The organism is uncultured Deefgea sp., assembly GCF_947072475.1.
Classification (GTDB): domain Bacteria; phylum Pseudomonadota; class Gammaproteobacteria; order Burkholderiales; family Chitinibacteraceae; genus Deefgea.
Genome location: NZ_CAMTIA010000006.1, coordinates 1 through 27,000, shown reverse-complemented (window position 1 = coordinate 27,000; position 27,000 = coordinate 1). Strand labels below are relative to the sequence as shown.

28 protein-coding genes are annotated in these 27,000 nt (G+C 48.5%); 17 read left to right on the top strand and 11 right to left on the bottom strand.

Translation table 11 applies throughout. From position 1 onward, the window contains the following. Complete coding sequence (rpsO, locus tag Q0V82_RS03715) at positions 1-270, top strand: 30S ribosomal protein S15 (RefSeq protein ID WP_173533895.1); 270 nt, start codon at positions 1-3, stop codon at positions 268-270. Positions 271-490: 220 nt separating this feature from the next. After that, positions 491-2,644, top strand: coding sequence for a polyribonucleotide nucleotidyltransferase (gene pnp / locus Q0V82_RS03710; protein ID WP_297572820.1), 2,154 nt, complete (start codon positions 491-493; stop codon positions 2,642-2,644). A gap of 79 nt (positions 2,645-2,723) precedes the next feature. On the opposite strand, the gene Q0V82_RS03705 is transcribed toward pnp, so the two are convergent. Then, positions 2,724-3,293 (bottom strand): phasin family protein, encoded by a 570-nt coding sequence (locus tag Q0V82_RS03705; RefSeq protein WP_297572818.1) that lies wholly within the window; start codon positions 3,291-3,293, stop codon positions 2,724-2,726. A 199-nt stretch (positions 3,294-3,492) separates the two neighbouring features. Between Q0V82_RS03705 and phaR the strand changes: the two genes are divergently transcribed. Next, positions 3,493-4,152 (top strand): polyhydroxyalkanoate synthesis repressor PhaR, encoded by a 660-nt coding sequence (gene phaR, locus Q0V82_RS03700; protein WP_297572816.1) that lies wholly within the window; start codon positions 3,493-3,495, stop codon positions 4,150-4,152. Positions 4,153-4,258: 106 nt separating this feature from the next. Further along, positions 4,259-5,038: a tRNA cyclic N6-threonylcarbamoyladenosine(37) synthase TcdA gene (gene tcdA / locus Q0V82_RS03695; RefSeq protein ID WP_297572815.1), complete on the top strand. Its 780-nt coding sequence runs from the start codon at positions 4,259-4,261 to the stop codon at positions 5,036-5,038. A gap of 50 nt (positions 5,039-5,088) precedes the next feature. On the opposite strand, the gene rplI is transcribed toward tcdA, so the two are convergent. The 5 genes from rplI to fdxA all read right to left on the bottom strand — a co-directional run bounded on the left by rplI (position 5,089) and on the right by fdxA (position 6,922). Next, positions 5,089-5,541: a 50S ribosomal protein L9 gene (gene rplI / locus Q0V82_RS03690; protein WP_297572813.1), complete on the bottom strand. Its 453-nt coding sequence runs from the start codon at positions 5,539-5,541 to the stop codon at positions 5,089-5,091. A 20-nt stretch (positions 5,542-5,561) separates the two neighbouring features. Further along, positions 5,562-5,789 carry a 30S ribosomal protein S18 gene (gene rpsR, locus Q0V82_RS03685; protein WP_027467578.1) on the bottom strand — a complete coding sequence of 76 codons (228 nt, stop codon included), beginning with the start codon at positions 5,787-5,789 and terminating at the stop codon, positions 5,562-5,564. Between the two features lie 9 nt (positions 5,790-5,798). After that, positions 5,799-6,104 carry a primosomal replication protein N gene (gene priB, locus Q0V82_RS03680; RefSeq protein ID WP_297572810.1) on the bottom strand — a complete coding sequence of 102 codons (306 nt, stop codon included), beginning with the start codon at positions 6,102-6,104 and terminating at the stop codon, positions 5,799-5,801. A 10-nt stretch (positions 6,105-6,114) separates the two neighbouring features. Then, positions 6,115-6,480, bottom strand: coding sequence for a 30S ribosomal protein S6 (gene rpsF, locus Q0V82_RS03675; protein ID WP_173533902.1), 366 nt, complete (start codon positions 6,478-6,480; stop codon positions 6,115-6,117). 118 nt (positions 6,481-6,598) lie between these two features. Beyond that, positions 6,599-6,922: a ferredoxin FdxA gene (gene fdxA, locus Q0V82_RS03670; RefSeq protein ID WP_297572806.1), complete on the bottom strand. Its 324-nt coding sequence runs from the start codon at positions 6,920-6,922 to the stop codon at positions 6,599-6,601. Positions 6,923-8,152: 1,230 nt separating this feature from the next. On the opposite strand from fdxA, the gene Q0V82_RS03665 reads away from it, so the two are divergent. The 12 genes from Q0V82_RS03665 to Q0V82_RS03610 all read left to right on the top strand — a co-directional run bounded on the left by Q0V82_RS03665 (position 8,153) and on the right by Q0V82_RS03610 (position 21,480). After that, positions 8,153-11,008, top strand: coding sequence for a FimV/HubP family polar landmark protein (locus Q0V82_RS03665; RefSeq protein ID WP_297572805.1), 2,856 nt, complete (start codon positions 8,153-8,155; stop codon positions 11,006-11,008). 24 nt (positions 11,009-11,032) lie between these two features. After that, positions 11,033-11,656: a hypothetical protein gene (locus Q0V82_RS03660; protein ID WP_297572804.1), complete on the top strand. Its 624-nt coding sequence runs from the start codon at positions 11,033-11,035 to the stop codon at positions 11,654-11,656. Further along, complete coding sequence (gene truA / locus Q0V82_RS03655) at positions 11,602-12,438, top strand: tRNA pseudouridine(38-40) synthase TruA (protein ID WP_297572802.1); 837 nt, start codon at positions 11,602-11,604, stop codon at positions 12,436-12,438. Before Q0V82_RS03660 ends, truA begins: the two co-directional genes overlap by 55 nt. A gap of 19 nt (positions 12,439-12,457) precedes the next feature. Beyond that, positions 12,458-13,075 carry a phosphoribosylanthranilate isomerase gene (locus Q0V82_RS03650; RefSeq protein WP_297572800.1) on the top strand — a complete coding sequence of 206 codons (618 nt, stop codon included), beginning with the start codon at positions 12,458-12,460 and terminating at the stop codon, positions 13,073-13,075. Between the two features lie 32 nt (positions 13,076-13,107). After that, positions 13,108-14,313, top strand: coding sequence for a tryptophan synthase subunit beta (gene trpB / locus Q0V82_RS03645; protein WP_297572798.1), 1,206 nt, complete (start codon positions 13,108-13,110; stop codon positions 14,311-14,313). 61 nt (positions 14,314-14,374) lie between these two features. Next, entirely contained in the window at positions 14,375-15,178 is an 804-nt protein-coding gene (trpA, locus tag Q0V82_RS03640; RefSeq protein WP_297572796.1) for a tryptophan synthase subunit alpha, read from the top strand. Positions 15,179-15,199: 21 nt separating this feature from the next. Beyond that, positions 15,200-16,066 (top strand): acetyl-CoA carboxylase, carboxyltransferase subunit beta, encoded by an 867-nt coding sequence (gene accD, locus Q0V82_RS03635; RefSeq protein WP_297572794.1) that lies wholly within the window; start codon positions 15,200-15,202, stop codon positions 16,064-16,066. Continuing rightward, positions 16,067-17,353 (top strand): bifunctional tetrahydrofolate synthase/dihydrofolate synthase, encoded by a 1,287-nt coding sequence (gene folC, locus Q0V82_RS03630; protein ID WP_297572792.1) that lies wholly within the window; start codon positions 16,067-16,069, stop codon positions 17,351-17,353. Positions 17,354-17,361: 8 nt separating this feature from the next. After that, positions 17,362-18,147, top strand: a complete 786-nt coding sequence (locus tag Q0V82_RS03625) for an SPOR domain-containing protein (RefSeq protein ID WP_297572790.1) — start codon at positions 17,362-17,364, stop codon at positions 18,145-18,147. Further along, positions 18,144-18,635: a CvpA family protein gene (locus Q0V82_RS03620; RefSeq protein ID WP_297572788.1), complete on the top strand. Its 492-nt coding sequence runs from the start codon at positions 18,144-18,146 to the stop codon at positions 18,633-18,635. The genes Q0V82_RS03625 and Q0V82_RS03620 overlap by 4 nt, the downstream gene beginning before the upstream one ends. A 37-nt stretch (positions 18,636-18,672) precedes the next feature. Then, positions 18,673-20,217: an amidophosphoribosyltransferase gene (gene purF / locus Q0V82_RS03615; protein ID WP_226763029.1), complete on the top strand. Its 1,545-nt coding sequence runs from the start codon at positions 18,673-18,675 to the stop codon at positions 20,215-20,217. 90 nt (positions 20,218-20,307) lie between these two features. Then, positions 20,308-21,480 carry an O-succinylhomoserine sulfhydrylase gene (locus Q0V82_RS03610; protein WP_297572784.1) on the top strand — a complete coding sequence of 391 codons (1,173 nt, stop codon included), beginning with the start codon at positions 20,308-20,310 and terminating at the stop codon, positions 21,478-21,480. A 110-nt stretch (positions 21,481-21,590) separates the two neighbouring features. On the opposite strand, the gene Q0V82_RS03605 is transcribed toward Q0V82_RS03610, so the two are convergent. Both Q0V82_RS03605 and Q0V82_RS03600 read right to left on the bottom strand, forming a co-directional pair. Continuing rightward, on the bottom strand, positions 21,591-23,060 hold the full coding sequence (locus tag Q0V82_RS03605) for an inorganic phosphate transporter (RefSeq protein ID WP_297572782.1): 1,470 nt from the start codon (positions 23,058-23,060) through the stop codon (positions 21,591-21,593). A 148-nt stretch (positions 23,061-23,208) separates the two neighbouring features. Then, complete coding sequence (locus Q0V82_RS03600) at positions 23,209-23,463, bottom strand: hypothetical protein (protein WP_297572780.1); 255 nt, start codon at positions 23,461-23,463, stop codon at positions 23,209-23,211. Between the two features lie 56 nt (positions 23,464-23,519). On the opposite strand from Q0V82_RS03600, the gene ybaK reads away from it, so the two are divergent. Then, positions 23,520-24,008 (top strand): Cys-tRNA(Pro) deacylase, encoded by a 489-nt coding sequence (gene ybaK / locus Q0V82_RS03595; RefSeq protein WP_297572778.1) that lies wholly within the window; start codon positions 23,520-23,522, stop codon positions 24,006-24,008. On the opposite strand, the gene Q0V82_RS03590 is transcribed toward ybaK, so the two are convergent. From Q0V82_RS03590 to Q0V82_RS03580, 3 genes are all read right to left on the bottom strand, one after another. Further along, positions 24,005-25,624, bottom strand: coding sequence for a tetratricopeptide repeat-containing response regulator (locus tag Q0V82_RS03590; protein ID WP_297572776.1), 1,620 nt, complete (start codon positions 25,622-25,624; stop codon positions 24,005-24,007). The two genes, ybaK and Q0V82_RS03590, sit on opposite strands and share 4 nt — an antisense overlap. A gap of 118 nt (positions 25,625-25,742) precedes the next feature. Beyond that, positions 25,743-26,168, bottom strand: coding sequence for a nuclear transport factor 2 family protein (locus tag Q0V82_RS03585; protein ID WP_297572775.1), 426 nt, complete (start codon positions 26,166-26,168; stop codon positions 25,743-25,745). Further along, a complete protein-coding gene (locus Q0V82_RS03580; protein ID WP_297572773.1) occupies positions 26,165-26,947 on the bottom strand; it encodes an SDR family NAD(P)-dependent oxidoreductase in 783 nt (260 codons plus the stop codon). The genes Q0V82_RS03585 and Q0V82_RS03580 overlap by 4 nt, the downstream gene beginning before the upstream one ends. Positions 26,948-27,000: the final 53 nt, after the last annotated feature.

Below are 27,000 nucleotides of genomic sequence, written 5' to 3'. Positions count from 1 at the left end.
ATGTCTGTTTCTGTTGCTCAAAAAGCTGAATTAGTAAAAAAATTCCAACACGCGGAAGGCGATACTGGTTCTTCTGAAGTTCAAGTTGCATTGTTGACTGCACGTATCAATGATTTGACTGAACATTTTAAGACACACAAGAAAGATCATCACTCACGTCGTGGTCTTTTGGCTATGGTTTCTCGTCGTCGTCGTTTGTTGGATTACCTCAAGCGCACGAACAACGATAGCTATCGCAGCTTGATCGCTGCATTGGGTCTACGTAAGTAAGACCTAACGAAAAAAGTCGCAGTCAACCGATTGCGACTTTTTTCTTTATGCGCTTTAAGATGTTAAAGCTTTATTCTGCCCAATAGCGATTCCGGCGGCAGAGTAGAGTTAAGGTTGTGCCGGAATCGGCGATGTGCAGGCTAAAAGTGGCCGTCGATCCCATCGCAGCGGAAGTTTCTCTCGCCAAGATCGTTGGCAAACATTGTGAAAAGGACAACGAGTGTTCAATAAAATCAGTAAATCTTTTGCTTTTGGCAAAAACACAGTCACTATCGAAACGGGTGAAATCGCACGCCAAGCGACCGGCGCGGTGATGGTTGATATCGATGGTACTTCGGTATTGGTGACTGTCGTTGCAGCTCGCTCGGTTAAACCGGGCCAAGATTTTTTCCCGTTGACCGTGGATTATCAAGAGCGTACGTATGCGGCAGGTAAAATCCCTGGTGGTTTCTTCAAACGCGAAGGTAAGCCATCTGAGAAAGAAGTACTGACGAGCCGTCTGATTGATCGTCCGATTCGTCCTCTGTTTCCTGAAGGTTTCTTTAACGACATCCAAATTATTGCTACGGTGATGTCGATCAATCCTGAAGTTGATTCTGATATTGCCGCAATGATTGGCGCTTCTGCTGCCTTGACCTTGTCTGGCGTGCCTTTTGATGGCCCAATTGGCGCAGCGCGCGTGGGTTACATCAACGGTGAATACGTCTTGTGTCCTGCGATGTCTGAAATGAAAGACAGCCAAATGGACTTGGTTGTAGCCGGTACTAAGCAAGCCGTATTGATGGTTGAGTCAGAAGCTAGCGAATTGTCTGAAAGTATTATGTTAGGCGCGGTTGTATTCGGTCACGAGCAAATGCAAGTGGCAATCAATGCGATCAACGAACTGGCCGATGAAGTGAATCCAGAATTGTTTGACTGGACGGCGCCCGTTGCCAATGAAGAATTGATCGCTCAAGTTCGCGGCATTGCTGCTGAAGGCTTGGCACAAGGCTTCAAACTACGTCAAAAACAAGCCCGTACACAAAAAATCAATGAAACTTGGGCTTTAGTTAAAAGTGCATTGATTACCGATGAAACAGGCACTTTGGCGGCCAATGAAATCAAAGGCATCTTTAAAGGCTTGGAAGGCGAGATTGTTCGCGGTCAAATTTTGGCTGGTGAGCCTCGTATCGATGGTCGTGATACGCGCACTGTGCGTCCAATCGCGATCCGCACTGGCGTATTGCCGCGCGCGCATGGCTCGGTATTGTTTACGCGTGGTGAAACTCAAGCGATTGTTGCCGCCACTTTGGGTACCAAGCTTGACGAGCAAAAAATTGATGCATTGCACGGTGGTTACACCGACAGCTTCATGCTGCATTACAATTTCCCTCCTTACTCGACCGGTGAAACAGGCCGCGTTGGCGTGCCAAAACGTCGTGAAATTGGTCATGGTCGCTTAGCTAAGCGCGCTTTGATTGCGATGTTGCCGGCGAAAGAAGATTTTGCTTACTCGATGCGTGTCGTCTCTGAAATTACTGAATCAAACGGCTCGTCTTCAATGGCGTCGGTTTGCGGTGGTTCTTTAGCGTTGATGGACGCGGGTGTGCCGATGAAAAATCACGTTGCGGGTATCGCAATGGGTTTAATTAAAGAAGGTAATGCCTTCGCGGTATTGTCAGATATCTTGGGCGACGAAGATCACCTCGGCGACATGGACTTTAAAGTTGCGGGTACTGAAAATGGTATCACTGCACTGCAAATGGACATCAAAATTACCGGTATCACCAAAGAAATCATGCGTGTTGCGCTTGATCAAGCGAAAGAAGGTCGTGTTCACATCATCGGTATCATGAAAGGGGCACTCGATGGCGCGCGTGAAGAAGTGAGCGAACATGCGCCACGTCTTTACACGATGAAAATCAACCCAGAAAAAATCCGTGATGTGATTGGTAAAGGTGGTTCGGTTATTCGTGCTTTGACTGAAGAAACGGGTACGCAAATCGACATTACTGAAGACGGTACGATCACGATTGCTTCTGTTTCGGCGGAAGGTGCTGCTGAAGCACGTCGTCGTATCGAAGAAATTACTGCTGAAGTTGAAATTGGTCGTATCTATGAAGGTCCTGTGGTTAAGATCTTAGACAAAAACGTGGGTGCTATTGTTTCAATCATGCCAGGTAAAGATGGCTTGGTGCACATTAGCCAAATCGCGAATGAGCGCATCAATAACGTGGGTGACTACCTGAAAGAAGGTGAGATCGTTCGTGTTAAAGTGATCGAGCAAGACGAAAAAGGTCGTATTCGTTTGTCGATTAAGGCCGTTTTAAATGATGAAGCGGTTGTTGTGGCGCCTGCCGTTGTGGAAGTCGTGACTCAATCAACATCAGAGTGAAGTGAAGCGTGTAAGCCGCTTCAATAAATAAAAACGGGCACTTTTAAGTGCCCGTTTGTTTGCTTGGTATTTGAACGGCTTATTGCGTTGTAGAACCTGCGTTATTGGTTTTTTTTCCGGCGGTTTTAACTGCGTCAGCCGTGGCTGTTGATGCGGCTTTCACTGAGGCGTCTGCGAAATCGGCAACTTGTTTGGCCGCTTTAGTCATGCTGTCGACCGCGGCTGCAGTGGCTTGTACGGTTGATTTAACTGCGGCTACGGCAACATCTGCACCTGCAGGTGCAGATTTGACAAAGCGGTCTAGACCGGAGACAACATTTTTATTGAAAAACACGCTGCGTTCATCAATGAGTTTGCTGAATTCTGTTTGGGCTTGAGAGGCAATTTCATATAAATTTTTGCCATAAGCGAGTGATTGTTCAATCGCCGTTTCGGATAGTTTTTGTTGGTTAGAAAGTGCGGTTTGAGCATCTTTAAGTGTGCTAAATTGTTTTACATTGCGCGCACTTTCTTCTAGGCTGTTTTTTACAGTTTCAATTTGTAACTGAACAAGACGATCTGCGGTGTCAATTGAAATGCGTGCGAAACGCAAAACTGTTTCTAGTTGTTCGGTCGCAAAGTCGTTTAGTTGTTGCTGTGCTGTTGTCATGCTAAATTCTCCTGAGTGGTAACGGTCTAAACCAGACGCAATCTGGCAATTGCTGCAGTGCACAATACATATTCATTTTGGAAGAGCTTTTTATTGTTGTCAATATAATTTTGTGCGGTGCAGCATGTTGCGCGAGTCTCTGCACAGGGCTATTCTCTGTTGATGTGGTGAGTAGTTCAATTTTTCGAGGATTGAGTCAATGAGTGTCGAAAAGCGTGTCATTAAGAAGTATCCAAATCGTCGTTTGTACGATACCCATACCAGTAGCTATATCACGCTAGCGGATGTTAAGCAGCTGGTGCTAGATGGGACGGATGTTTCTATTGTTGATGCGAAGACGAATGAGGATTTAACGCGCAGTGTTTTGCTTCAAATTATTTTGGAGGAAGAGGCTGGTGGTATGCCTATGTTTTCTTATGATGTTTTGACGCAAATCATTCGTTTTTATGGTCATGCAATGCAGGGGTTGATGGGGAATTATTTAGAAAAAAACATGCAGCTATTTGCTGAAATGCAGGGGCGATTACAAGAGCAAGCCAAATCAACTACATTGGTGGACAATCCATTATTCAGTAATCAAAATCTCTGGGGCGAATTTATGAAATTCCAAGGCCCTGCGATACAAAATATGATGGGAAATTATTTGGAAAGTAGTACGACGATGTTTGTTGATATGCAGCAGCAATTACAAGATCGTGCAAAAAATCTATTTACCGGATTTGGTATGCCTGGTGGCCCTCAGCGTGCAGATGTCGATGATTTACAACCAACGGCACCACCTGAGGTGGTGGAGCCTGTGGTGGTGACTGAGGTGGTTAAAAAAGCGGTTGCTCGGCGTAAAGCAGTGCCTAAGTCATGACATTGTTGGGGTGTAACTGCTCGTCGTATAGCGAAGTTTAAGGTAAAAATCATTGATGTTTAAATGCAGCCCCGTGTGGGGCTGCGTTGCTTTGAGGGAATGTATTATGGCCATGTCGGAATTGTATCTTCGGCGATTTGCTGGTATTGCACGTTTGTATGGTGCGAATGGGTTGATGAGGTTTTATTCTGCCCGCGTCTGTGTGATTGGTGTTGGAGGTGTTGGCTCTTGGGCGGCAGAAGCCTTGGCGCGCTCGGGCGTTGGGCAAGTGACTTTGATTGATTTGGATGATGTCTGTATTTCCAATACCAATCGGCAGTTGCCGGCTCTGAGTGGTGAATTTGGGCGGATGAAAGTTGCTGTTCTGGCTGACCGGATGCTAGCAATTAATCCAGAAATTGATGTTGTTCAAATTGAGGATTTTATTTCTACGGAAAATTTCACTGAGTATTTGGCAGGGAAATTTGAGTATGTTATTGATTGCATTGATAGTGTAAAAACCAAAGCGGCTTTGATTGCGTGGTGTCGGCGTAATAAGGTAAAGCTGATTACTGTTGGCGGGGCGGGCGGTCAAATTGATCCAACTCAAGTCAAAGTGGATGATTTAAGCCGGACACTGCAAGATCCATTGGCGTCCAAGGTTCGCAGTTTATTGCGTCGTGAATATCAATTTCCGAAGCAGGGCAAGAAATTTGGAATCGAGTGTGTGTATTCGACGGAGCAATTGGTGTATCCGCAGGCCGATGGTTCGGTATGTGCGATTAAGCCTCAGGCGGGAGAGGGTGTTCGTTTGGATTGTGAGGGCGGCTTTGGTGCGGTAATGACCGTAACTGCGACCTTTGGTTTGGTGGCTGTTTCTAGGGTGTTGAAAGGTTTAGCCAAATAAAAAAAGCCATGGTTAACCATGGCTTTTTAGTGTCGTATTGTTGCGGTGAATTAAGCAGCTACACCAACAACAACTAATTTAATTGTGCTGATAACGTCGTGGTGTAATGCAAGTGCCACTTCGTATTCACCGATTGCCTTGAATGGGCCTTCTGGTAAACGCACTTCAAATTTCTTGATCTCGATACCGGTTGCAGTGATTGCATCGGCGATATCTTGAGTCGTTACCGAACCGAACAAGCGACCATCCACACCGGCTTTTTGGCCGATGGTGAAGCTTGCGCCTTCCAGTTGAGCGGCACGAGCTTGCGCTTGAGTCAAGATTTCTGCTTGTTTTGCTTCCAATTCAGCACGGCGAGCTTCAAATTCAGCTAAATTAGCTGCATTTGCGCGCTTTGCTTTGCCTTGTGGGATCAAGAAGTTACGTGCGTAACCATCTTTCACTTTAACCACGTCGCCCAATGTACCTAGGTTTGCTACTTTTTCGAGTAGGATAATTTGCATGTTAAGTTCTCCTTGCTCGATTAGTGTTGGTCAGTGTACGGCAACAAAGCCAAAAAGCGTGCCAATTTGATGGCAGTCGACAATTGACGTTGGTATTTAGCTTTAGTACCAGTGATACGTGCAGGGATAATCTTGCCGTTTTCAGAGATAAAGTCTTTAAGCAGAGCAACGTCTTTATAATCAACGTGCAAAATGCCTTCGGCAGAGAAGCGGCAGAATTTCTTCCGCTTGAAAAGATTGCGAGACATGAGGTTTCCTCAATTCAAAAGTTCAAATGCATCAATATGCAAAACCAAAGCATGACGAAAACGTTGGTTTTTTGCTGCGAGAAATCCTTTACATTTTAGCTTTTGTTCTGGGGGTAGTTTAGCAATTGCTTGCGCCACATCGCCCAAAGCCAAAAAAGGAACTTCACATTCAATTTTTCGCGCACTGCCGAGCTGTATTTGTGATGATTGATGGACTATTCGCCCTTCAATCACAGGAATACCTGCAGGTGTGCTGCGTAAACTTGAATCGCTAACCAAAAAACCTTCGATTAGTACTCGGTTTCGTAAGTTCAATTTAGCCGAATTAAGCGGCTAGGCCTTCACCAGCAGCTTGTGACAATGATTTAGATTTTTCTTCTTTCATCATTGGCGAAGCTTCGGTTGCAGCAACATCAGTTTTTAGTGTCAAGTGACGTAAAACTGCGTCATTGAATTTGAATGCGTGCTCGATTTCATCCAAAGTTGCTTGGCTGCACTCGATATTCATCATTACATAATGAGCTTTGTGAATCTTTTGGATTGGGTAAGCCAGTTGACGACGGCCCCAGTCTTCAAGGCGGTGAATTGAGCCTGCGCCTGCAGTAATCAAGGCTTTGTAGCGCTCGATCATTGCTGGAACTTGTTCGCTTTGATCAGGGTGTACGATAAATACGATTTCATAATGTCGCATGAAGTCTCCTTACGGGTTACAGCCTACCGCTAGCGACCACGGTTAGGCAAGGTTGTAGAACCAAAGATGGTAGGCTTTTTTTTGAGTCTAGGCAAGTATTAAGTGGCGGCAATTGCGATTAACGTTCGATTTTGTCGATTTTCCCACTGACGGTAGCCCATATTGCATGATCATCGAGCGGTTCTTTTTTCTCAGCGATGGTTGGCCATGTTTTTGCGAGTTCTGCATTGAGTGCGATGAAGTCATGCATTTGTGCAGGCACGTCGTCTTCTGCATAAATCGCTTCGACAGGGCATTCTGCAACGCAAAGCGTGCAATCGATGCATTCATCTGGATCAATGACGAGAAAGTTAGGGCCTTCACGAAAGCAATCTACTGGGCAAACATCAACGCAATCGGTGTATTTGCATTTCACACAGGCATCGGTCACAACGTAAGTCATCGTTTGTCCTTTTTGTGTTGACTGTAAAAAATGCCACTATTTTAGCAGACTGTTGTCTTGGCTGCTTAACCACAGGCTTTTATCGAAGCGATCATTCCGACGTTGTTATTGCTTCATCACTTCGACGTTTGCATAAGTCCTACTGGGCACCCAGCAGGCGGCGAAAGCCTACTCTGGATGGTGCTGGGTCGAGTTTGGCGCTGCAGGCTCAATTGAATATATATCTCTGCCTGCGATTTAGCCTTGAGTGGGTTGAGTCTATTTTGCATCAAAATATGTCATATAATGACGTATAGCTCGTCATCGCCTATCCAATAACAATTGGGTGTATATACCCTTGGTCTATGTGGCTAAAAAGAAACGATAAGGCATACTCATCGTGGTATTGAAAGTGCTACTTATTGTGAATGCAATATTGGTTTTTGATGCAAAAAAAGGGACGCCAAACTCTTGGGGTATGCCAGTGTGGCAGATTATAAGGCGGGGTCTTGGTGAGGCGTAAGTAGGGTGGTGCCAATAGGCTAGCTCGAAGAGGTTGGCTATTTTTGTTTAGTGCTAAGGAGGGTTGGGTGTCATCAGTCCATCATTATCGTTGATACTGTGGGTTCGGAGGTGATGCATGCGATGCGTTGCCGATCAGCTGAATTTAAATCCGCCTTGGCGCTGTTGACGGGTGGTTTTTTGCCGTTGCTTACGCGATTTTCGAGGCAAACCAAACGTCAGCAGGTCCTGGTGATGATGCGGCTGGGGCCGGTTTTTCTGGTGTTAATTTGGCGTTAACGATGCAGATAATTTCTCTGCTTGTGGATGTTTATGACGGTAAGTTGACTCAGTAAAACAAAGCTCAGTCTCGGTAAGGAGGAAAAGAAACTTCACAATTATGGCAATGTCTTGGTTTTGTTGGTGAGTGAGCGCCTGTCGAATTGCCGTGCAGGATTTAAATATTTTATGGTTTTGCGGCTTTTTTATTTGGAATTAGTTGAAAATACCGAAAAAACGTAGCGTGTCTGTTACGCTCGAACAAAAAAATGAATATAAAATTCAGTTCTAGATTGAATTCTTAGTATTATCGAGAAACTTTTTGTAAATAATTTGCAGTGATATGATGGCTATTAAATTACGCTGTCTTAATTTGAAAGTTTTGTGCTTGATTCCTGTTTGTTACTGGTTGAATATAATCAAGATAAGAATGAAGTAAAATTTAGTATGATCGCGATTGGGAGATTGCTTGTGCTTAAGACGCCACGATTTAAAACATGCGTATTGGCCGTGACGATGGCTGCTTTACCTTGGTTTGCTAACGCAGCGGGTTTGGGGCGACTGAATGTTTTATCCGGCTTGGGGCAGCCTTTTCGTGGGGAGATCGATTTGGTTTCTGTGCTGCCGGGAGAGGCCGATTCCCTCGTGGTGAGTTTGGCTTCGCCGGAGGCTTTTTCGAATGCACAAATTACTTACCCATCAGGCGCTTTGGGCTTGCGTTTTAATATTGAAAAGCGCGGCAATGGTCAGCACTATGTTGCAGTGAAGTCATCGCAGGCGATTTCTGAACCGTACCTTGATTTTTTATTGGAACTTAATTGGGCTTCTGGTCGTATTCAGCGAGAGTACACCGCTTTGATTGATCCGGCTGGTTATTCGCCGACGGCATCGACTAAGTTTGCGGCGAGTGCTTTGCCTGGCGTGCGAAGTTCGGGTGTGATCAAGCCATCGAAACCGAATCAAGTTCAGTCTGGGTCTTTAAATGAAAGGGCGCGATCGACCGAGTCTTCGGCCGAAGCGCGTGATGCTGAATCGTATAAGACAAAAGGCGGCGATACGCTATCGGGCGTGGCGAGGGCCGTACAAACTAGTGGCGTGAGTTTGGATCAGGTGTTGGTTGGTTTGTATCGTAATAATCCTGACGCTTTTGATGGCAATATGAATCGGCTAAAACGAGGCAAGATTTTACGGTTGCCGTCAGCGTCAGAAATGCAAGCCCTTAGCGCCCAACAGGCTAGCAAAGAAGTTAAAGTGCAGGCCGAAAATTGGAATGAATACCGGAGTAAGTTGGGTGATCTAGCCGCAAAATCTTCGGCACGGGACCTAGCGGCACAATCGGCTGGCGGTAAGATCGTCACTCAGGTTGAAGATCAAGGCGCTGGTGCGGTAGATAAAAATAAAGATGTCTTGAAGCTATCCAAAGCAGTCGATTTGGCGAAAAAATCTGGTGATTTGGCCAAAGTTCAGGCTTTAGAAGAAGAGGTGGCGGCACGGCAAAAAGCGCTGAATGAGGCGAATCAACGCGTTGCAGAATTGCAGAAAAACGTCAGTGATATGGAACGTTTGGTTGCGATGAAGGCCAAGGCCAGTGACGTTGCTGCTAGTACAGAGGCCGCTGCTGTGGCCCCGGTTGCTTCAGCCGCTTCGCAAGTTGAGGTCGCCGCACCGTCGACGGTGGCGAGCGAGGTTGTGGCGAGTCGTGTTGCTAGCGCACCGGCGGTAAAAGTCAAAAAACGTGTTGAAGTCGTGGCCGATGTGCCTGAAGAGACCGGTTTTGTGGCGAGTTTATTTGAAAACCCGCTGGCAGTGGGCGGGGGCGCTTTGGCCGTGTTGTTGGGCGTTGGTGGACTGTGGATGGTACGACGACGTCAGCGTCCTAATGTGTTTGAAGATAGCATCATTACTGGCGGTGATTTAAAGGCCAATACGGTGTTGGGCAGTACGGGCGGCGGTGTGATTAGCACCCAATCCACCGAAAACTCGTTTCTGACTGATTTTAGTCGACAAGGCTTAGGGACGATTGATACCGATGAAGTTGATCCGATTGCCGAGGCCGAAGTGTATATGGCGTATGGGCGAGATGCGCAGGCAGAAGAGATTCTAAAGGATGCGTTAAATAAAGATCCATCACGGCATGAAATTCGAATGAAATTGCTGGATATTTATGCCGCTCGGAAAGACTTTATTTCTTACGAAGAGCATGCCTCCGCCTTGTTCGCCATGCTGGGTGGCAAAGGTGAGCATTGGGAGCGAGTAGCGCAAACAGGGCACGAAATCGATCCAGAAAATCCCTTGTATCAGCAAAGTGAAGTGATTGATACTCGGGCTGTCGCTGCTGTTGTCATGGGGGGGGCGGCGGTCGTGGCGACGGCCGAAGCGGCCAGTCAAGACTTAGATTTTGAATTGGACTTAGAGCCGCCTTCTGTCGATCGTGCTGAAGTCGATTTTTCTGAAAATAAAGCGCCAATTGTTGATTTGCCAGTTGAAGAGGCTCGTTTGGAGTCTGAATTTGCTGAAGGCTTGGCTGGTACTGGTCTGGACTTGGACCAGGATTTATCTTTCGATCTTGCAGAGAGTGCGGCGTTAGAACCGGTTGAATCCGATTTTGGGATGGAAAGAATCGAAGCGCCAACGGTGGCTCCAGGTGTAGAAGAGGACGAGTCGCTGCTGGCGGGTGAAATGATGGCCCTCGACTTCCCAATAGATTTGCCTGTGGACGCATCCTCGATGGCGGCGGCACTATCGGATCTGGATGAATTGGCTGAGTTTGATTTCGGTGGTTCACTCAATACAGATACAGATACAGATACAGATACAGATGCCGATGCCGAGTTTGATTTGTCGAGTTTTGACGCTCTGGCGAGTTCTTTGGATCTAGATGCTGATTCAAGCTCACTGGCATCAACTTTTGATTTGGCATTGCCTGAGGAAGCTCTACCTGAATTAGTTCTTTCTGAACCGATTTCTGAAAATATTTCAGCGGTGCCGGCTGCTGAGACGGCCAATGAGATGAACTTAGATTTTAATTTTGATTTGGCCTCGCCACTCGGTTCAGAGTTAGATGCGATATCTGCTGACGAGCAGCTTAATATGGATCTGGCTGAAAATATTGCGTTGGATGATATTAGTTTGAACTTGGATGAGGCGGCGACCTCGAGTGAGATGGACTTCTCAGCGGACGATCCGGTGCAAACAAAAATTGATTTAGCTCGTGCTTATATTGATATGGGGGATGTTGAGGGGGCTCGAGAGATCCTTCAAGAAGCATTGCAAGAAGGAAGTGCGCAGCAGCAGGGTTTGGCGCAGTCACTTTTAGCTGATTTGTAAACTATTAGTGTCTGGAATTAATTTTTGCATCCGGTGAATTTTTTGGCGCTTTGGCTGTGGTTGCTGTTGTTGCTGCCATGGCTTGAGCGCCATTATCTTTGGGTTTTGGTCGTCGTCGTCGTGCTGCTTGCTGCGCAGTATGCTCGGCAACGATTGCAACGGAGCTTGTCAAAATTAAAGTGGCTCTTACTCTTTACCGCGCTGATCTATGGCTGGAGTACGCCGGGGCGCTATATTTGGCTGGGTGTCTTATCTCCTACCGATGTCGGCTTGAGCTTGGGCGTTGATCAAGTTGGAAGATTGCTAGTTGTTGCTGCTAGCTTGCAGATCCTACTTAAAAGGCTGACTAGCAACGAGGTTTTCTCCTCTTTTTACCTGTTTTTATCTCCTTTGCAGTACTTTTCTAATGCACGAGCGCGATTTGCGGTTCGTTTTGCTTTAACATTGCAGGTGGCAGAGTCTTTGCTGGAGTCCAAATTGGACTTCAAGGCTTTATTGTCGCTGATTTTGCAGCCGCAACCTCCGGCAGATCAAGACTTGGTGTTGTCGTATATTCCGATTAATCGGCGGCAACTGAGTCTGCTGTTTGGACAATGTGCGCTGATTGTATATTCTATTTTTTTGGGGATGGGTGGGTTTTGGCGTTGAAACGATTTGCCATAGCGATTGAATACGATGGTCGTGATTTTAGTGGTTGGCAGGTACAGCCTCAGATGGACACCATCCAAGGCGAGATGGAACGCGCAATTGGTCGGCTGGCTGGGCACCCGGTGCGGATGCATGCGGCAGGCCGTACCGATGCTGGCGTTCATGCTACGCGACAAATAGCCCATTTTGATAGTGATGCGCCGCGCCCGATTACCGCATGGGTGCGAGGCGTAAATAGTTTTTTACCCGCAGGCATCTCGGTGCTTTGGGCGCAAGAAGTGCCGCCGCATTTTCATGCTCGATTTGTCGCAACCGCACGCCATTACCGCTATCTCTTGTTGCGTCACCCCATACGGCCAAGTTTGCAAGCTGGACGGGTCGGCTGGGTGCATTACGACCTGGATGTTGCCCAGATGCGTGCTGCCGCGCAATTATTGCTCGGTGAGCATGATTTTAGTAGTTTTCGTGCCGCCGAATGCCAGGCGCGCTCTCCAATCAAGCAACTGCAAAAAATTCAAATTACCGAGCATGGCAACATGCTATGCGTTGATTTTTCTGCGACTGCCTTTTTGCATCATATGGTACGCAATATCATGGGTGCCTTATTACATGTTGGTAAAGGTAAGGCTTCAGCAGAGTGGATGGCTTGCTTATTGGCGCAAAAAAATAGAACTTCTGCGCCGCCTACGTTTATGCCCGATGGCCTTTATTTGACAGGTGTGAGCTACCCCTCTGAGTTCGAACTGGCCTCTTTGCCAGAGTATCGCTACGGATTAATTTAATTAGCCATAAGGTTTTCTGATGCGAACTCGAATAAAAATCTGCGGATTGCGCGATGCAGCTACGGCACGTCAGGTGGCGCTATTGGGGGCTGATGCCATCGGTTTGGTATTTTATCCGCCAAGCCCGCGGCATGTTTCGGTTGCGCTGGCGGCTGAAATCGTTGCGGCATTGCCCGCCTTTGTTGCTTCTGTTGGGCTGTTTGTCAATGAGACTGCAGAAAATGTCAGCGCAGTGTTAGAAAACGTGCCGCTAGACTTGCTGCAATTTCATGGCGATGAAGATTTAGCGTTTTGCATGCAATTTGATCGCCCCTTTATCAAAGCTCTTAGGGTAAAACCTAACATAAATTTGATAGAATACGCGGCGAGTTTTGTTTCTCCCCTGTGTCGGGGTATTTTGCTTGATGCGTGGGTGGATGGTGTGCCTGGTGGAACCGGGGAGAGTTTTGATTGGCAAGCCTTGCCGACCGAGTGGCCGTTGCCATTGATTTTATCGGGTGGCTTGCACCCAGAGAATGTCGCTACTGCGATTGCCTGCGTGCAGCCTTGGGCGGTGGATGTATCTAGTGGTGTGGAGCAGTGTAAGGGTGTTAAAGATTTAGTTTTGGTCGAGTCATTTATTCGCGCCGTTATTTAATTAATCTGCTTTAAAGTTTATGTGAGAGAGTCATGAGCGAAATTTATCAGCAGCCCGATGTCCGTGGTCACTTTGGTCCTCATGGTGGCATTTATGTCGCTGAAACCTTGATGCCAGCCTTAGATGAGCTGCGTATTGAGTTTGAAAAAGCCATCAAAGACCCGGCTTTTATGGATGAATATCGCTATGTGCTAAAGCACTACGTTGGCCGGCCAAGTCCGGTTTATCATGCCGAGCGCTGGTCGAATGCATTAGGTGGCGCGCAAATTTACTTAAAACGCGAAGATTTAAACCATACCGGTGCGCACAAGGTCAATAACACCATTGGTCAGGCTTTGTTGGCCAAACGCATGGGTAAAAAACGCGTGATTGCTGAAACGGGTGCGGGTCAGCATGGTGTTGCATCGGCCACAGTCGCTGCGCGTTATGGCATGGAATGCGTGGTGTATATGGGCGCAGAAGACGTGGTTCGCCAAGCGCCGAACGTGTATCGAATGAAATTGTTGGGGGCGACGGTCGTGCCGGTTACATCGGGAACCAAAACCTTAAAAGACGCCATGAATGAAGCGATGCGCGATTGGGTGACCAATGTTGATTCAACGTATTACATTATTGGTACGGCCGCAGGCCCGCATCCTTATCCGCAATTGGTGCGTGATTTTCAAGTGGTGATCGGCGAAGAATGCAAAGTACAAATGCAAGAAATGATTGGCCGTCAGCCTGACGCTATTTTGGCTTGCGTGGGGGGGGGCTCGAATGCGATTGGTATTTTTTATCCCTACATTGATGTGCCGAACGTGCGTTTAATTGGTGTCGAAGCGGGCGGCGATGGTGTTGAAACGGGACGGCATGCGGCACCATTAACATCGAATGCAAAAAATGGCGTGTTGCATGGCCAGCGCTCGTATCTAATGCAAGATGCTGACGGACAAATTAGTGAAACGCATTCGATTTCTGCTGGTTTGGATTACCCCGGCGTTGGGCCTGAGCATAGTCATTTAAAAGATATTGGTCGCGCTGAGTATGTTGCGATCAATGATGATGAAGCGTTGGCCGCTTTTCATGATTTATGCCTTTATGAAGGGATTATCCCCGCTTTAGAATCGAGCCATGCCTTGGCGCAAGCCGCGAAAATGGCCAAAACCATGCGTAAAGACGAGGTGCTGTTGGTGAATCTCTCGGGTCGTGGTGATAAAGATATTCCGACGATTGCTAAAATGAGCGGCATTCAACTGTAAATTTGTTTGGCGGGGTATATCTCGCCAGCTATTGTCAATCAATGAAGCGGTAAAGATACCTATGTCTCGTATTCAAAGTGTAATGCAACAATTGGCGGCGCAGAATCGAGCTGCGCTGATTCCGTTTATTACCGCTGGCGACCCTCGTCCAGAAGTGACCGTTGAATTAATGCACGCCTTAGTCGATGGCGGCGCCGATGTGATTGAACTGGGTGTGCCTTTTTCTGACCCGATGGCCGATGGCCCAGTGATTCAACGTGCTTCTGAGCGTGCACTTTTGCATCAAGTGTCTTTACGGCGCGTGCTTGAGTTGGTGGCCGATTTTCGCCAAAACAATGCCACAACGCCTGTCGTGCTGATGGGGTATGCCAATCCGGTTGAAGCCATGGGTTATGATGTGTTTGCGCAAGCGGCCGTTGCCGCTGGGGTTGATGGTGTTTTAACCGTGGATATGCCGCCTGAAGAGGCGTTGGAATCCGCTAAAATATTTAAAGCGCGGGGGCTGGATCCGATTTTCTTGTTGGCACCCACCACGCCAGCATCGCGGGTGAAAGCGGTGGCTGAGTTGGCCAGTGGTTATGTTTATTATGTTTCGCTGAAAGGTGTGACCGGTTCAGCGAATTTAGATGTTGCCGATGTCGCCGCTAAATTGGCGGTATTAAAACAATTTATATCTATCCCAATTGGGGTAGGTTTTGGTATTCGTGATGCGCAGACTGCGCAAGCTGTAGCTAAAGTTGCTGATGCAGTTGTGATCGGCTCACGGTTAGTTCAAGAAGTTGAATTAGGCGAAGCGGGTTTAGCTGAGCGTTTACGTACATTCTTATCTGAAGTGCGTATTGCAATGGATAGCGCCCGTCGCTAAGCAGGTTTAAGGAGTGTTTCAATGAGTTGGTTGCAAAAATTATTACCGCCGAAAATTCAAAGCCGCACCACAGCGAGCAAATCGGCCGTGCCTGAGGGTTTGTGGAGTAAATGTAATGCGTGTAATGCCGTGTTATATCGCACTGATCTAGCCAATAATTTAGAAGTCTGCCCAAAATGTGGTTTTCATAATGCAGTGCCTGCCCGTGCGCGACTGAATCAGTTGCTCGATACGGAGGGGCGGTTTGAAATTGGTGCCGAAGTAAAACCGGTTGACATCTTGAAATTTAAAGATGGCAAACGCTATCCAGATCGCTTAATCGCTGCGCAAGCGGCAACCGGTGAAGATGATGCGATGGTCGTTATGCAGGGCTCCATTTTGACCGTGCCGGTGGTGGTCGCTGCATTTGAATTTAAGTTTATTGGCGGCTCAATGGGCTCGGTGGTGGGTGAGCGTTTTGTTCGTGGTGTAAAAGCGGCGATTGAGAATGACATGCCTTTTATCTGCGTATCCGCATCCGGCGGCGCTCGAATGCAAGAAGGTTTGAGCTCATTAATGCAAATGGCGAAAACCAGCGCCATTTTGACCAAATTAGCCGATAAAAAACTGCCGTTTATTTCTTTGTTGACTGATCCCACCATGGGTGGCGTTTCGGCCTCGTTTGCTTTTTTGGGCGATGTGGTGATGGCTGAACCCGGTGCTTTGATTGGCTTTGCTGGTCCGCGTGTGATCGAACAAACGGTACGCGAAACTTTGCCAGAAGGCTTTCAGCGCTCTGAATTTTTGCTAGAAAAAGGCGCGATTGACATGATTGTTGATCGCCGCGAATTACGTCAACGCTTGGCGGATGTGATTACCTTACTTAACCGTCAACCTGCGGCGAGCTAAATGGCTGTTTTTAATGCAGATGATCTGCCCTCATGGTTAAGCTATTTGGAATCTTTGCATCCCGTAGCGATTGATATGGGGCTGGGCCGTGTGACACAAGTGCGAGATGAAATGCGCTTGCAACCACGGTTTCCGGTGTTAACCATAGGGGGTACCAACGGCAAGGGCTCAGTCTGCGCGATGTTGACGCAGATACTGGTGGTTGCTGGCTATAAGGTGGGGACTTATACCTCACCGCATATATTGCATTACAACGAACGAATTGCAATAAATGGCCGCCCAGTTGGTGATGCCGAAGTGCTGACCAGCTTTCGGGCCATTGAGGCGGCGCGCGGCGTGACCAGCTTATCTTATTTTGAATTTGGCACCTTGGCTGCAATGCATCAATTTATTGCGCAAGACGTTGATGTGGCGATTATGGAAGTGGGATTGGGCGGTCGGCTAGACGCAGTTAATATTTTTGAGCCAACCGTTGCTGCCGTAGTGAGTGTTGGTATTGATCATCAAAGTTATTTGGGAGACACCCGTGAAAAAATCGCGTTGGAAAAGGCGGGCATCTACCGTTCAGGCTTGCCTGCGTTATGCGCAGATCCTCAGCCGCCGCAGACATTGCTGGATGTCGCAGCAGAAATCGGCGCCGATTTCGGATTAATTGGTCGCGACTTTGGCTACCAAATGCAACTTGAAGGGCAGCAATGGTCGTGGTGGCATCGCAATGGGCTGCGTCGGCATGCTTTGCCTTTGCCGGCGTTGCGGGGGCAATATCAATTAAATAATGCGTGTTTGGTGTTGGCAGTCTTGGACGCGTGTCAAGCGCAATTGCCCGTGACGTTGGGCGATATTAAGCGCGGTTTACTCGAAGTTGAATGGCCAGCGCGTTTTCAGGTATTGCCCGGTAGACCAACCGTGATACTGGATGTAGCGCATAACCCCCATGCCGCCTTAGTGTTAAAATCATGCTTAGATAGTATGAGTTTTCATCCTAAAACGCATGCCGTGCTGGGCATGATGCAAGATAAAGACATGGTCGGCGTGGTGAGTGTTTTGGCTGATCGAGTGGATTGCTGGTATTTGGCCGCGCCTGCTTTGTCACGCGCTGCGTCAGCAGCCACTTTGGCCGACATTATTTTGCAAATTGATCCGCAAGCACAAATTCAAACGTATGATGCTGTCGCTGATGCTTATCAATCGGCCTGCAAGAGTGCGCTTGAAGCTGATAGAATCTTGGTCTTTGGATCTTTCTTTACTGTGGCTGAGGTCATGGTGGCGCGTGGGCAAGCAAAGTAATGGCAAATGTGAGTGATGAACTGCAGCAACTAAGAAAACGCGCTCGTCGGCGTTTGGTCGGGGCAATCGCCTTGGTGGTGTTTGCCTTGATTTTTTTGTGGACGGTGTTAGATGGTGAGCCACCGAAAAATTTAATCGACAATCACCCAGTTGAAATCATCTCCAGTGCGCCGGCACTCTCGTCGATCGTGCAAACGGCGCCGCTCAATCCGGCACCCGCCTCAGCGGTGCTTGCTGAGGCGGTCTTACCGCAATTGGACGCCTCGCAAGTGGCTGCGGTGACTTTGCCCGGCAAATTAGTGAATCATCAAGTCGAAGTTGATGTGGCGGTGCCAACATCAACACCGATCGCAAGCGCCGTAGCAGCACCCAGTGTGTCGCCGGTGCTGACTGCGACGCCTTCACCTGTCGTGATTAAGTCAACGCCCAAACCCGTGGTTAAAAAGCCCTTACCAGAGAAAAAGCCAGAAGTTGCTGCGGCGACAGAGGCTGATCCTGCTGCCATTTTGTCGGGGAAAACCAGTCATTCGCAGCCAGCTGAAAAGCAACTCGATAAAAAAACCTATTTTATTCAGGTTGGCGCTTATGCCGATGCTGATAAAGCCGCGCAAATGGTGGCGAAACTGAAATCGGCAGGTGTTCGAGTCAGTAGCGAACAAATTAATACCAGTAAGGGCGCGCTAACTCGTGTTCGAGTCGGGCCGACTGAAGATGAGGCGAAAGCCAAAGCCTGGTTAAAAATCATGCGTGATATGGGAGTATCAGGCTCCTTAGTGGCTAAGGCCGCGCCATGACCGCGTTTGACTATATTGCTTTGACCATTGTCGGACTGTCGATTTTGTTGTCGGTGATGCGCGGTTTAACGCAAGAATTATTGGCATTGCTCGCTTGGGTTTTCGCTTTTTGGGTTGCGATGCATTATGCGACGATGGTGGCGCTGTGGATGCCAGAAAGTATTCCAACCGATGCGATACGTTATTTGGCAGCCTTTATCGCGCTGTTTTTTGTGACGTGGTTGTTTTCTGCCATCGTACGAATCACTCTGAACCAATTTGTAAAAGCCACCGGATTCAAGCCGATTGATCGGGTTTTAGGCGCGGGTTTTGGGGTGATGCGTGGTTTTTTATTGATGCTGACCTTGGTGATGCTGGCAGGTTTGACCAGTTTACCCAAAGAACCGATGTGGCGTAATGCCATGTTTAGTCCCTTATTTGAGCAAAGTGCCTTCGTGGTAAAACCATGGTTGCCACTTGCTTTTGCTAGTCGAATTAATTTCGAATGATTTTTTAATGTGTTGTAGACGCAAGGAATCTTGACCAATGTGTGGCATTGTAGGTGTGGTCGCTAAAACTCCGGTAAATCAAATGTTGTACGACGGGCTGCTGGTTCTGCAGCACCGTGGACAAGATGCCGCCGGTATTGTCACTGCTGAACAGCAAGTGCTTCATATGCATAAAGGCCAAGGCCTGGTTCGCGACGTGTTCCGCACGCGCAATATGCGTTCTTTAATGGGGAATGTCGGCATCGGCCACGTTCGCTATCCAACGGCCGGTTCGGCTTCAAGCTTGGCCGAAGCGCAGCCGTTTTACGTCAACAGTCCTTTTGGGATTGTATTGGCGCATAACGGTAATCTGACCAACGATAAGCAGCTAAAAGAAGATATGTACCGCACGGATCTGCGGCACATTAATACCAACTCGGATTCGGAAGCGCTGTGCAATGTGTTTGCGCATGAATTGTCGCGCCGCGTGTCTGGGCCGCAGTTAGATGCCGATACCGTATTTGATGCGATTACTGCGGTGCATAAGCGTGTCAAAGGCGCGTATGCGGTAGTCGCGATTATCGCCGGCTTTGGCATGGTGGCATTTCGTGATCCACATGGTATTCGCCCGCTGTCTCTGGGTTGCCATGAAACGCCAGAAGGCATGGAATACATTGTCGCCAGTGAGTCGGTGGCGCTGGATGTGCTGGGCTTTAAGTTTATGCGTGACGTTGCACCGGGCGAAGCGATTTATGTGACGTTCGATGGCCAATTGTCTAGCCGTCAATGTCATCCTAATCCAGTCTTGGTGCCGTGCATTTTTGAGCATGTTTACTTTGCTCGTCCGGATTCGGTGATTGATGGCATTTCGGTGCATGAGTCTCGCTTGAAAATGGGCGAACAACTGGCCGACAAAGTACGTAAGCTAGTTCCCGCTCTGGATATTGATGTGGTGATCCCGATTCCGGACACCAGCCGTGATGCTGCCTTGCAGTTAGCCGATGCTTTGGGTTTGCCATATCGCGAAGGCTTTATGAAAAACCGCTATATCGGCCGTACTTTTATTATGCCGGGGCAGGCGAGTCGCAAAAAATCAGTGCGCCAAAAGCTGAACCCAATTGCGGTTGAATTCCGTGGCAAGAATGTCTTGTTAGTGGACGATTCGATTGTTCGTGGTACGACGTCAAAAGAAATCGTGCAAATGGTGCGTGATGTGGGCGCGAATAAAGTCTACTTGGCTTCGGCTGCGCCACCGGTGAAGTTCCCGCATGTGTATGGTATTGATATGCCGACGCGTGCTGAGTTGATTGCGACTGATCGTGATGCCGTGCAAATCGCACAAGAAATCGGTGCGGATGTGGTGATTTACCAAGAGCTAGATGCCTTGATTCAAGCCTGTACCGATGCCAGTGGCGGCAAAATTACCGACTTTGAAACCTCCTGCTTTGATGGTAAATACATTACCGGCGATATTACCGATGCCTATTTGGATGAACTAGAGGCAAAGCGAATTTCGCCATTGTCGACCAAGGCGGCTGATGGTGATGCCGATAGCCGTATTTTGGATATGAATATTGGTGTTGCAGAGCAAAATTTAATTTAATCGTATTTGAGTCAAATAAACGGGAGCGATGGCTCCCGTTTTTATTGACTCGTTTTTATTGGCTCGTTTTATTGGATTAAGTCAATCATCATGCTGAATTTAAATGATCTTCACCCCGAAACATTAGCCGTTCGCGCCGGAACGATGCGCTCTGAATTTGGTGAGCATTCCGATGCCTTGTATCTGACTTCCAGTTTTGTGGTGGGTTCTGCCGAAGAAGCCGCACTGAAGTTTACTGGCCAAATGCCGGGGTATATTTATTCGCGGTTCACCAATCCAACGGTGGCGGCCTTTGAGCAGCGTTTGGCCGCCTTGGAGTGTGGTGAGCGTGCGGTGGCTACGGCATCTGGAATGAGTGCGATTTTGGCTTTGTGCATGGCGCATCTGAAGTCGGGCGATCATATTGTGGCGTCCAGTGGCTTGTTTGGCGCAACCATTCAATTATTCAATACCTATTTGGCTAAATTCGGCGTTACGGTGAGCTATGCCGCGCAAACGGATTTGAGTGCGTGGGAAGCTGCGGCGCAAGCAAATACTAAATTGTTCTTTTTAGAAACCCCCAATAATCCATTGACTGAGATTGCTGATATTGCGGCGATTGCTGAAATTGCCCATCGGCATGGCGCGATGTTGGCGGTTGATAATTGCTTTTGCTCGCCCGCTTTACAGCAACCACTTAAATTGGGTGCCGATTTGGTGGTGCATTCGGCGACTAAATTTATTGATGGTCAAGGTCGAGTTTTAGGTGGCGCGGTCGTCGGCAATCATGCATTGATTGAGCCGATCTATCTGTTTTTACGCACGGCAGGGCCGACGTTGTCGGCATTTAACGCTTGGGTGTTGCTCAAAGGTTTGGAAACGTTGGGCTTGCGGATGAAGGCGCATTGTGAAAATGCGCTTAAATTGGCGCAGTGGTTAGAGATGCAGCCACAAATTGCGCGGGTTTATTACCCCGGCTTGCCGTCGCACCCACAATACGACTTGGCGCAACGTCAGCAAACCGGTGCCGGTGGCGTGTTGTCGTTTGAGTTAAAAGGCGGCAAGGCGGCCGCTTGGGCATTGATTGATGCCGTGCAGCTGATGAGTCGAACTGCGAATCTGGGCGATACACGAACCACAATTACCCATCCGGCAACCACCTCACATGGCCGTTTAACGCCTGAAGCGCGTGCTGCTGCGGGGATCTCGGATGGGATGGTGCGTATTTCTGTCGGCTTAGAGTATACCGATGATTTGATTCAAGACTTACTGACGGGTCTATAGGGTATTGCGCGCTATGACTTATGCGCTGCACCTTGCAGGCTAATACCCAATAAAAAACCCGCTTTGCGGGTTTTTTATTGGGCGTGAGTTACTTGCGATTTAGGTCAATATCAGACAAATACCTTGCTGGCGAGCCAGAAAAGTCCGCCAGACATACAGATCGTAACCGGTAAAGTGAGCACCCAAGCGATCGCAATGTTTTTTACCGTACTCGACTGTAAGCCGCTTTTATTGGCAATCATGGTGCCGGCTACCGCCGATGACAAAATATGCGTGGTCGAAACCGGCATCCCCGTCCAGCTGGCGATCCCGATGGCTAAGGCCGCGGTAATTTGCGCCGCATTGCCTTGGGAATAGGTCATGCCTTTATTGCCGATCTTTTCCCCTACGGTATACACAATGCGCTTCCAGCCTACCATTGTGCCTAAGCCCAGCGCCAAAGCGACAGCAATAATGACCCATTGCGGCGCGTATTCCGTGGTGGTGGTGAGGTCTTTACGAAATTGATCTAGACTCTGTTTTTCGTGCGAAGTCCAAATCGGTAATTTACTGACTTTCTTGGCCGTATCATCAACACAAAGTAAGATTCGACGGGTGCTAATGCGCTGTTCCGCACTCAGGTCATTGTATGATTTGACCTTGTTGAGCATGCCATCGAGTGCATTAATTGCGGCATAGGTGACTTCAGGCTTGCATTCAAATTGCGCGGGCAATTCGGTGCTCATTGGCCCTAGATGCAGCGATTGATTGATTTTGTCGGCATGACCAGCATAAAAATCTTTGATATGAATCGCCGCATCACGCGTGCGCTCAATATCATAAATGCTGCTGGTGCGATCAAGCACAAAGTTACCCGGCGCTAAACCGACTAGAACCAACATCACTAAGCCGATGCCTTTTTGTCCGTCATTGGAGCCGTGCGCAAAGCTCAAACCCATGGCTGAGGCAATGAGTGTGACGCGAGTCCAAAACGGTGGATGCTTTTTGCCGTCGATGGCTTTGCGCTCTTCGGGGGTGAGGTGCATGTGCGACTGGCTAAAATAGCGTTTGAGTGCGATTAGCAAAATACCGGCCAGAATCATGCCCAGCGCTGGCGAAATCAGCAATGACAGTAAAATGTCGATGGCTTTTTGGGTGTTAATCCCGTGTAACCAATGATTGCCATTCAGTATGGCATGCATAATGCCAACGCCTAAAATCGAGCCAATCAGCGTGTGTGAGCTTGAGGCAGGAATGCCCAGATACCACGTGCCTAAATTCCAGATAATGGCGGCCGAGAGCAAAGAAAACACCATGATCAAGCCATGGCTGCTATTGACGTTCAGCAGTAGTTCAACGGGTAGCAAATGGATAATGGCATAAGCGACGCCAAGTCCACCGAGTAAGACGCCCAAAAAGTTGAAACAACCGGAAGCAACGACCGCTAAATTCGCCGGCATCGCCTTGGTGTAAATAACCGTCGCGACTGCGTTGGCGGTATCGTGAAAACCATTAATGAATTCGTAAGCTAAAACAAAAAGCAGTGCCAAGGCTAAACTAATGGCTGTAATGGTATCTAAACCGGTGAAAATTTCGGGCATGGTTCAATTGTTACAAAAAGATGATGCGGCGAATTATCGCAGAATCTGTTGTATTCCGTTGGCTTGTTTTGGTGCGTTAGATCAGAGCCGAGTTAAATCAATGCTTGGCAGCGCGGCCATCACCCAGTTGGTCAGCATGAGTGCCAAATTAATGCCCAGAATACACCGTGGCGATCGGGGTGCTGTCTTGCGGTGTTTGATTGCCCACTAGATAATCAGCTAATTGCAGTTGTTCATTGTGTGCTGCAAGCCAAACGTCAACAGACCCTAGTGTGTTGGCCAACGGTGCGTCCCAAGCGACGACGGTGGCCTCTGGCATCGGCGTGGGGCTCTCGCGATAAAACGCCGTGCCTAAAGCTTGGCAGCGCAGTGCTGTGGGCAGGCGCTGGAGCAGAGTGAGCATAGAGAACAAGGTTGAATAATTTAGTCGGTGATTATGCCGCAAGTTAAGCGAGTGAGATGATGAATGAAAAAATTTCAGTCACAACGGCGATACGTGCTTTGCGCGCTCACCAAGTGAGCTACACCGAGCATCTGTATCATTATGAAGAGAAAGGTGGCACTGCGGTGTCGGCGCGAGAATTGGGTGTGCCAGAACATAGACTGATTAAAACGCTGATTATGGAAAACGAAAAAAAACAAGCGCTGGTGGTGCTGATGCATGGCGATTGTGAAGTGTCGACCAAAAATTTAGCGCGGATTGTTGGCTGCAAAGCCATTAATCCTTGTGTTCCTGAGGTGGCCAATAAACACAGTGGTTTTGTCGTTGGCGGCACTTCGCCATTTGGTACTAAGAAGAAAATGCCGGTTTATATGCAAGAATCGATTGCGGCGTTGGATAAAATTTACATCAATGGCGGACGGAGAGGTTTTTTGGTGGGGATGAGTCCGGCGGACTGTATTGCCGTGCTGCAGCCGCAGTTGGTGGATGTGGCCATTCATAATTAACTGTCAAACAGCTGTTGCAAGTCTTGGCTCAGACTGTGCTGTGTGCCGGCATCGATCAGGCCGCGTAAGCGCTCAATCATGCCGCTGGCGACGGTTATTAGGGCGTTGCGTTGTTTTTTATCGATGTCGGGTTGGGTCTTCAGGTATTTTACAATCGCGTGGCTGGTCGATAGCATGAGGCGGTTATTGCAGGTGCTTTGTGCCGCAGGCAGCAGTAGATCAATCGCCTCGGTGAACGCCGATTTAAGCATTAGCTGAACGCCGGTATTGTTGAGCTCATTGATTTCTTGCCCTACTTGCAAAATATATTCTTTCCACGTTGGCCGCAAATTGGCGGCGCTTTCCAGTAGACCTGAAATATGCCGAGTGGTAATAAAACGTTGGCTAATCTGCCGTAGCCATTTATAAGGCGGCGCGTCGCCCTTAGGGGTTTCGCCTTCCACTGTGGCCGGACAAATTAAATCGGCCGCCATAATAAAGCTGGTGGCGATTTCTTGCGTCATCTCCGCATCACTTAAATGCACTTCGATTTGATTGAGTAATTGCGGTTTGCCTTCGTAAATCGCGGTTGCGATCAAATCGATGATTTTGTTTTTAACGCTATGCTCTTTTTTGGCGATTTCTTTTACCAGGCGCAGGTATTTTTCTGCGTCTGACGAATTGTTTTCTCGGCGTGCGGCCAATGCCAGCTGCAGTACCGTGTCGGCGCTAAGCGCAGCGGAGTTGCCGCCGCATTTAACCGCCTGCTCGAGTAGTTTTTTAGCTTTGGCAGAGTCGCCCAGCATATTGGCCAAATTGCCGGCTTTTTGCAGTCGGCTCACGTTGTTGGGCGTCATCGCGAGGCATTTTTCAAATACCGCCATTGCTTGGTCCAGCCGGCCATCGGCCATATACATTGAGGCCAGTTCTTCGTAGGCATCAACATACTGGGCGTGTTCAACAATCGCCGCTTGCAGCGCACCTTCCGCCTGATTTTTTTTGCCTTGCCGTACCAGTGCTTTGGCTAAACCCAACTTGGCCCACGGAATCATTCTTTGGCTCAAAATCTCTTCAAACAGCAATCGCGCTTGTTCCAGCTGCCCGGCTTCAAGTAACAAACTAGACAGCAGCCGCATTAAATCGCTGCGAAAGCCTTCTGCCTTGGGGATCAGCTCTTTGGCAGCAGTAATGGCGCCACTGATGTCATCTTCATTGATTTTGTCGTAGATCGGCTTTAGAAAACGCTTGCGCTTCCACGCTAGCGAGAGGCGTTGCGTTAGTAATGCACTGGTGAAAGGTTTGATCAGGTAATCATCCGGACCAATTTCGGCCACGGCGACGACTTTTTCATACGCCGCTTCAGCGGTAATCATGATCCAGATGGTGTAGAGCGGTAATTCGCTGCTTTGACGTAGTTCTTCGAGTAACTCTTGGCCATTCATGCCTTCGCCAAAATGGTAGTCGCATAATACGACATCGTATTGCGCGTTGCGTAAGCGGCGGCGGGTTTCGCCAATGCTGCTGGCGGCATCCACTCGGTTGATGCCGCATTGAGCGAGCGTCATCCGCAGTGATTGCCGGACGGTGGGGGCATCGTCCGCAATCAGTACATGCGCTTGAGAGAAATCATCGGCCATTTCGATCTGACTTTTTAGCTGTAGTAGGCTTACTATCGGCTATTTTGGCTCAAGCTCAAGGCTTGCTGGTGTTTCTGGTAATGAAGTGCACATTGCTGGCTTGGGAGATGGCTAAAAATTAGTCAGAGCTGACTACAGAAAAACGCTTTCGTAACCAGCGAATGGGTGCGCCGATGATGGGGAGCTTTTGCAGTAATTCTTCGGCGGCATCCCAATAGTCGCGATGCAGCGTCACCAAACCGGCCTCATCAAACACTAAATGCGAGCCTCCGACGATTTGATACGGTTTGCCCTTCAGGCTGAATTCAAAAGTCCATGTGACAAACGCTTGCTGATTTTGTGCGATGGTCTCGCCGATGATAAAACGCGGGTTGTCGGTGGTGGCGAACATGTGTTTAAAAATACTTTCAATGGCTGGCACGCCGGTTACTTCATTAAACGGGTCTTTGAATCTGGCGTTGGCGGCATAAAACTGTTTGGCAAATTGCACCGTATCTGGGGTGAGGGTGCTGTACCAGTTCAGGAGTGGGATTAAGGTGTTCATGGGTTTTTGACCAGATGAGAGAGCAGCGCAAATCGGCAGCGGTACGGGAGTAATTGCAGTAATTTTAATATTTGGGTAAAGCGCCATGGGAAATGGATTTCAAATTTACCTGCGCTGATGCCGTGCCAAATCGTGCTGGCGGCTTGTTCGGGGGTTTGCAAGGCGGGCATGGTGAAGTCATTTTTGGCGGTGAGATGGGTTTTGACAAAACCCGGATTAATTAAATACACATTCAATCCTTTGGGATGCAAATCGCCATACAAAATTTCGGCCAAATTAATCATTGCCGCTTTAGTTGGGCCGTAAACGCTAGCATTGGGTAAACCCATATAGCCCGCCACACTGGCGATTAAGCCAATGCCGCCGCTGCCGCGTGCCATTAGGTCGGGCAAAATGGTGGCCAATCCGGTGTAAACACTGCCCAGGTTGATCTGCAAAGTTTGCGCGGCGCTGGCGGGATTTACTTCCCAGCTGCGCTCAGGCCGGTAATCGGCGGCGCAAAAGACGATCAAATCCACGCCGCCCAAGCGGGCCACAATCTGGCAGTAACTGCTATGCCATGCGGCGGTGTCGAGCACATCAAACGGCAATACCAGCGCATTGGGGTGTTGCTGAGCCACTTGCGCTAGTTGCGGCTGACGGCGCGCCGATAAAATCACTGACGCACCCGCCGCCAGTGCTTGTTGAGCTAATGCTGCGCCAATGCCGCTGGAGGCACCGATTAACCAGACGCGTTGCCCAGCCCAATCTTTGATCGGATGATTTAAAGGGGCAAACATGGCTAGTCTCTTTTCTTAAAAAACAACGTCACTTGGCCAAGCTCAAAGCCAAA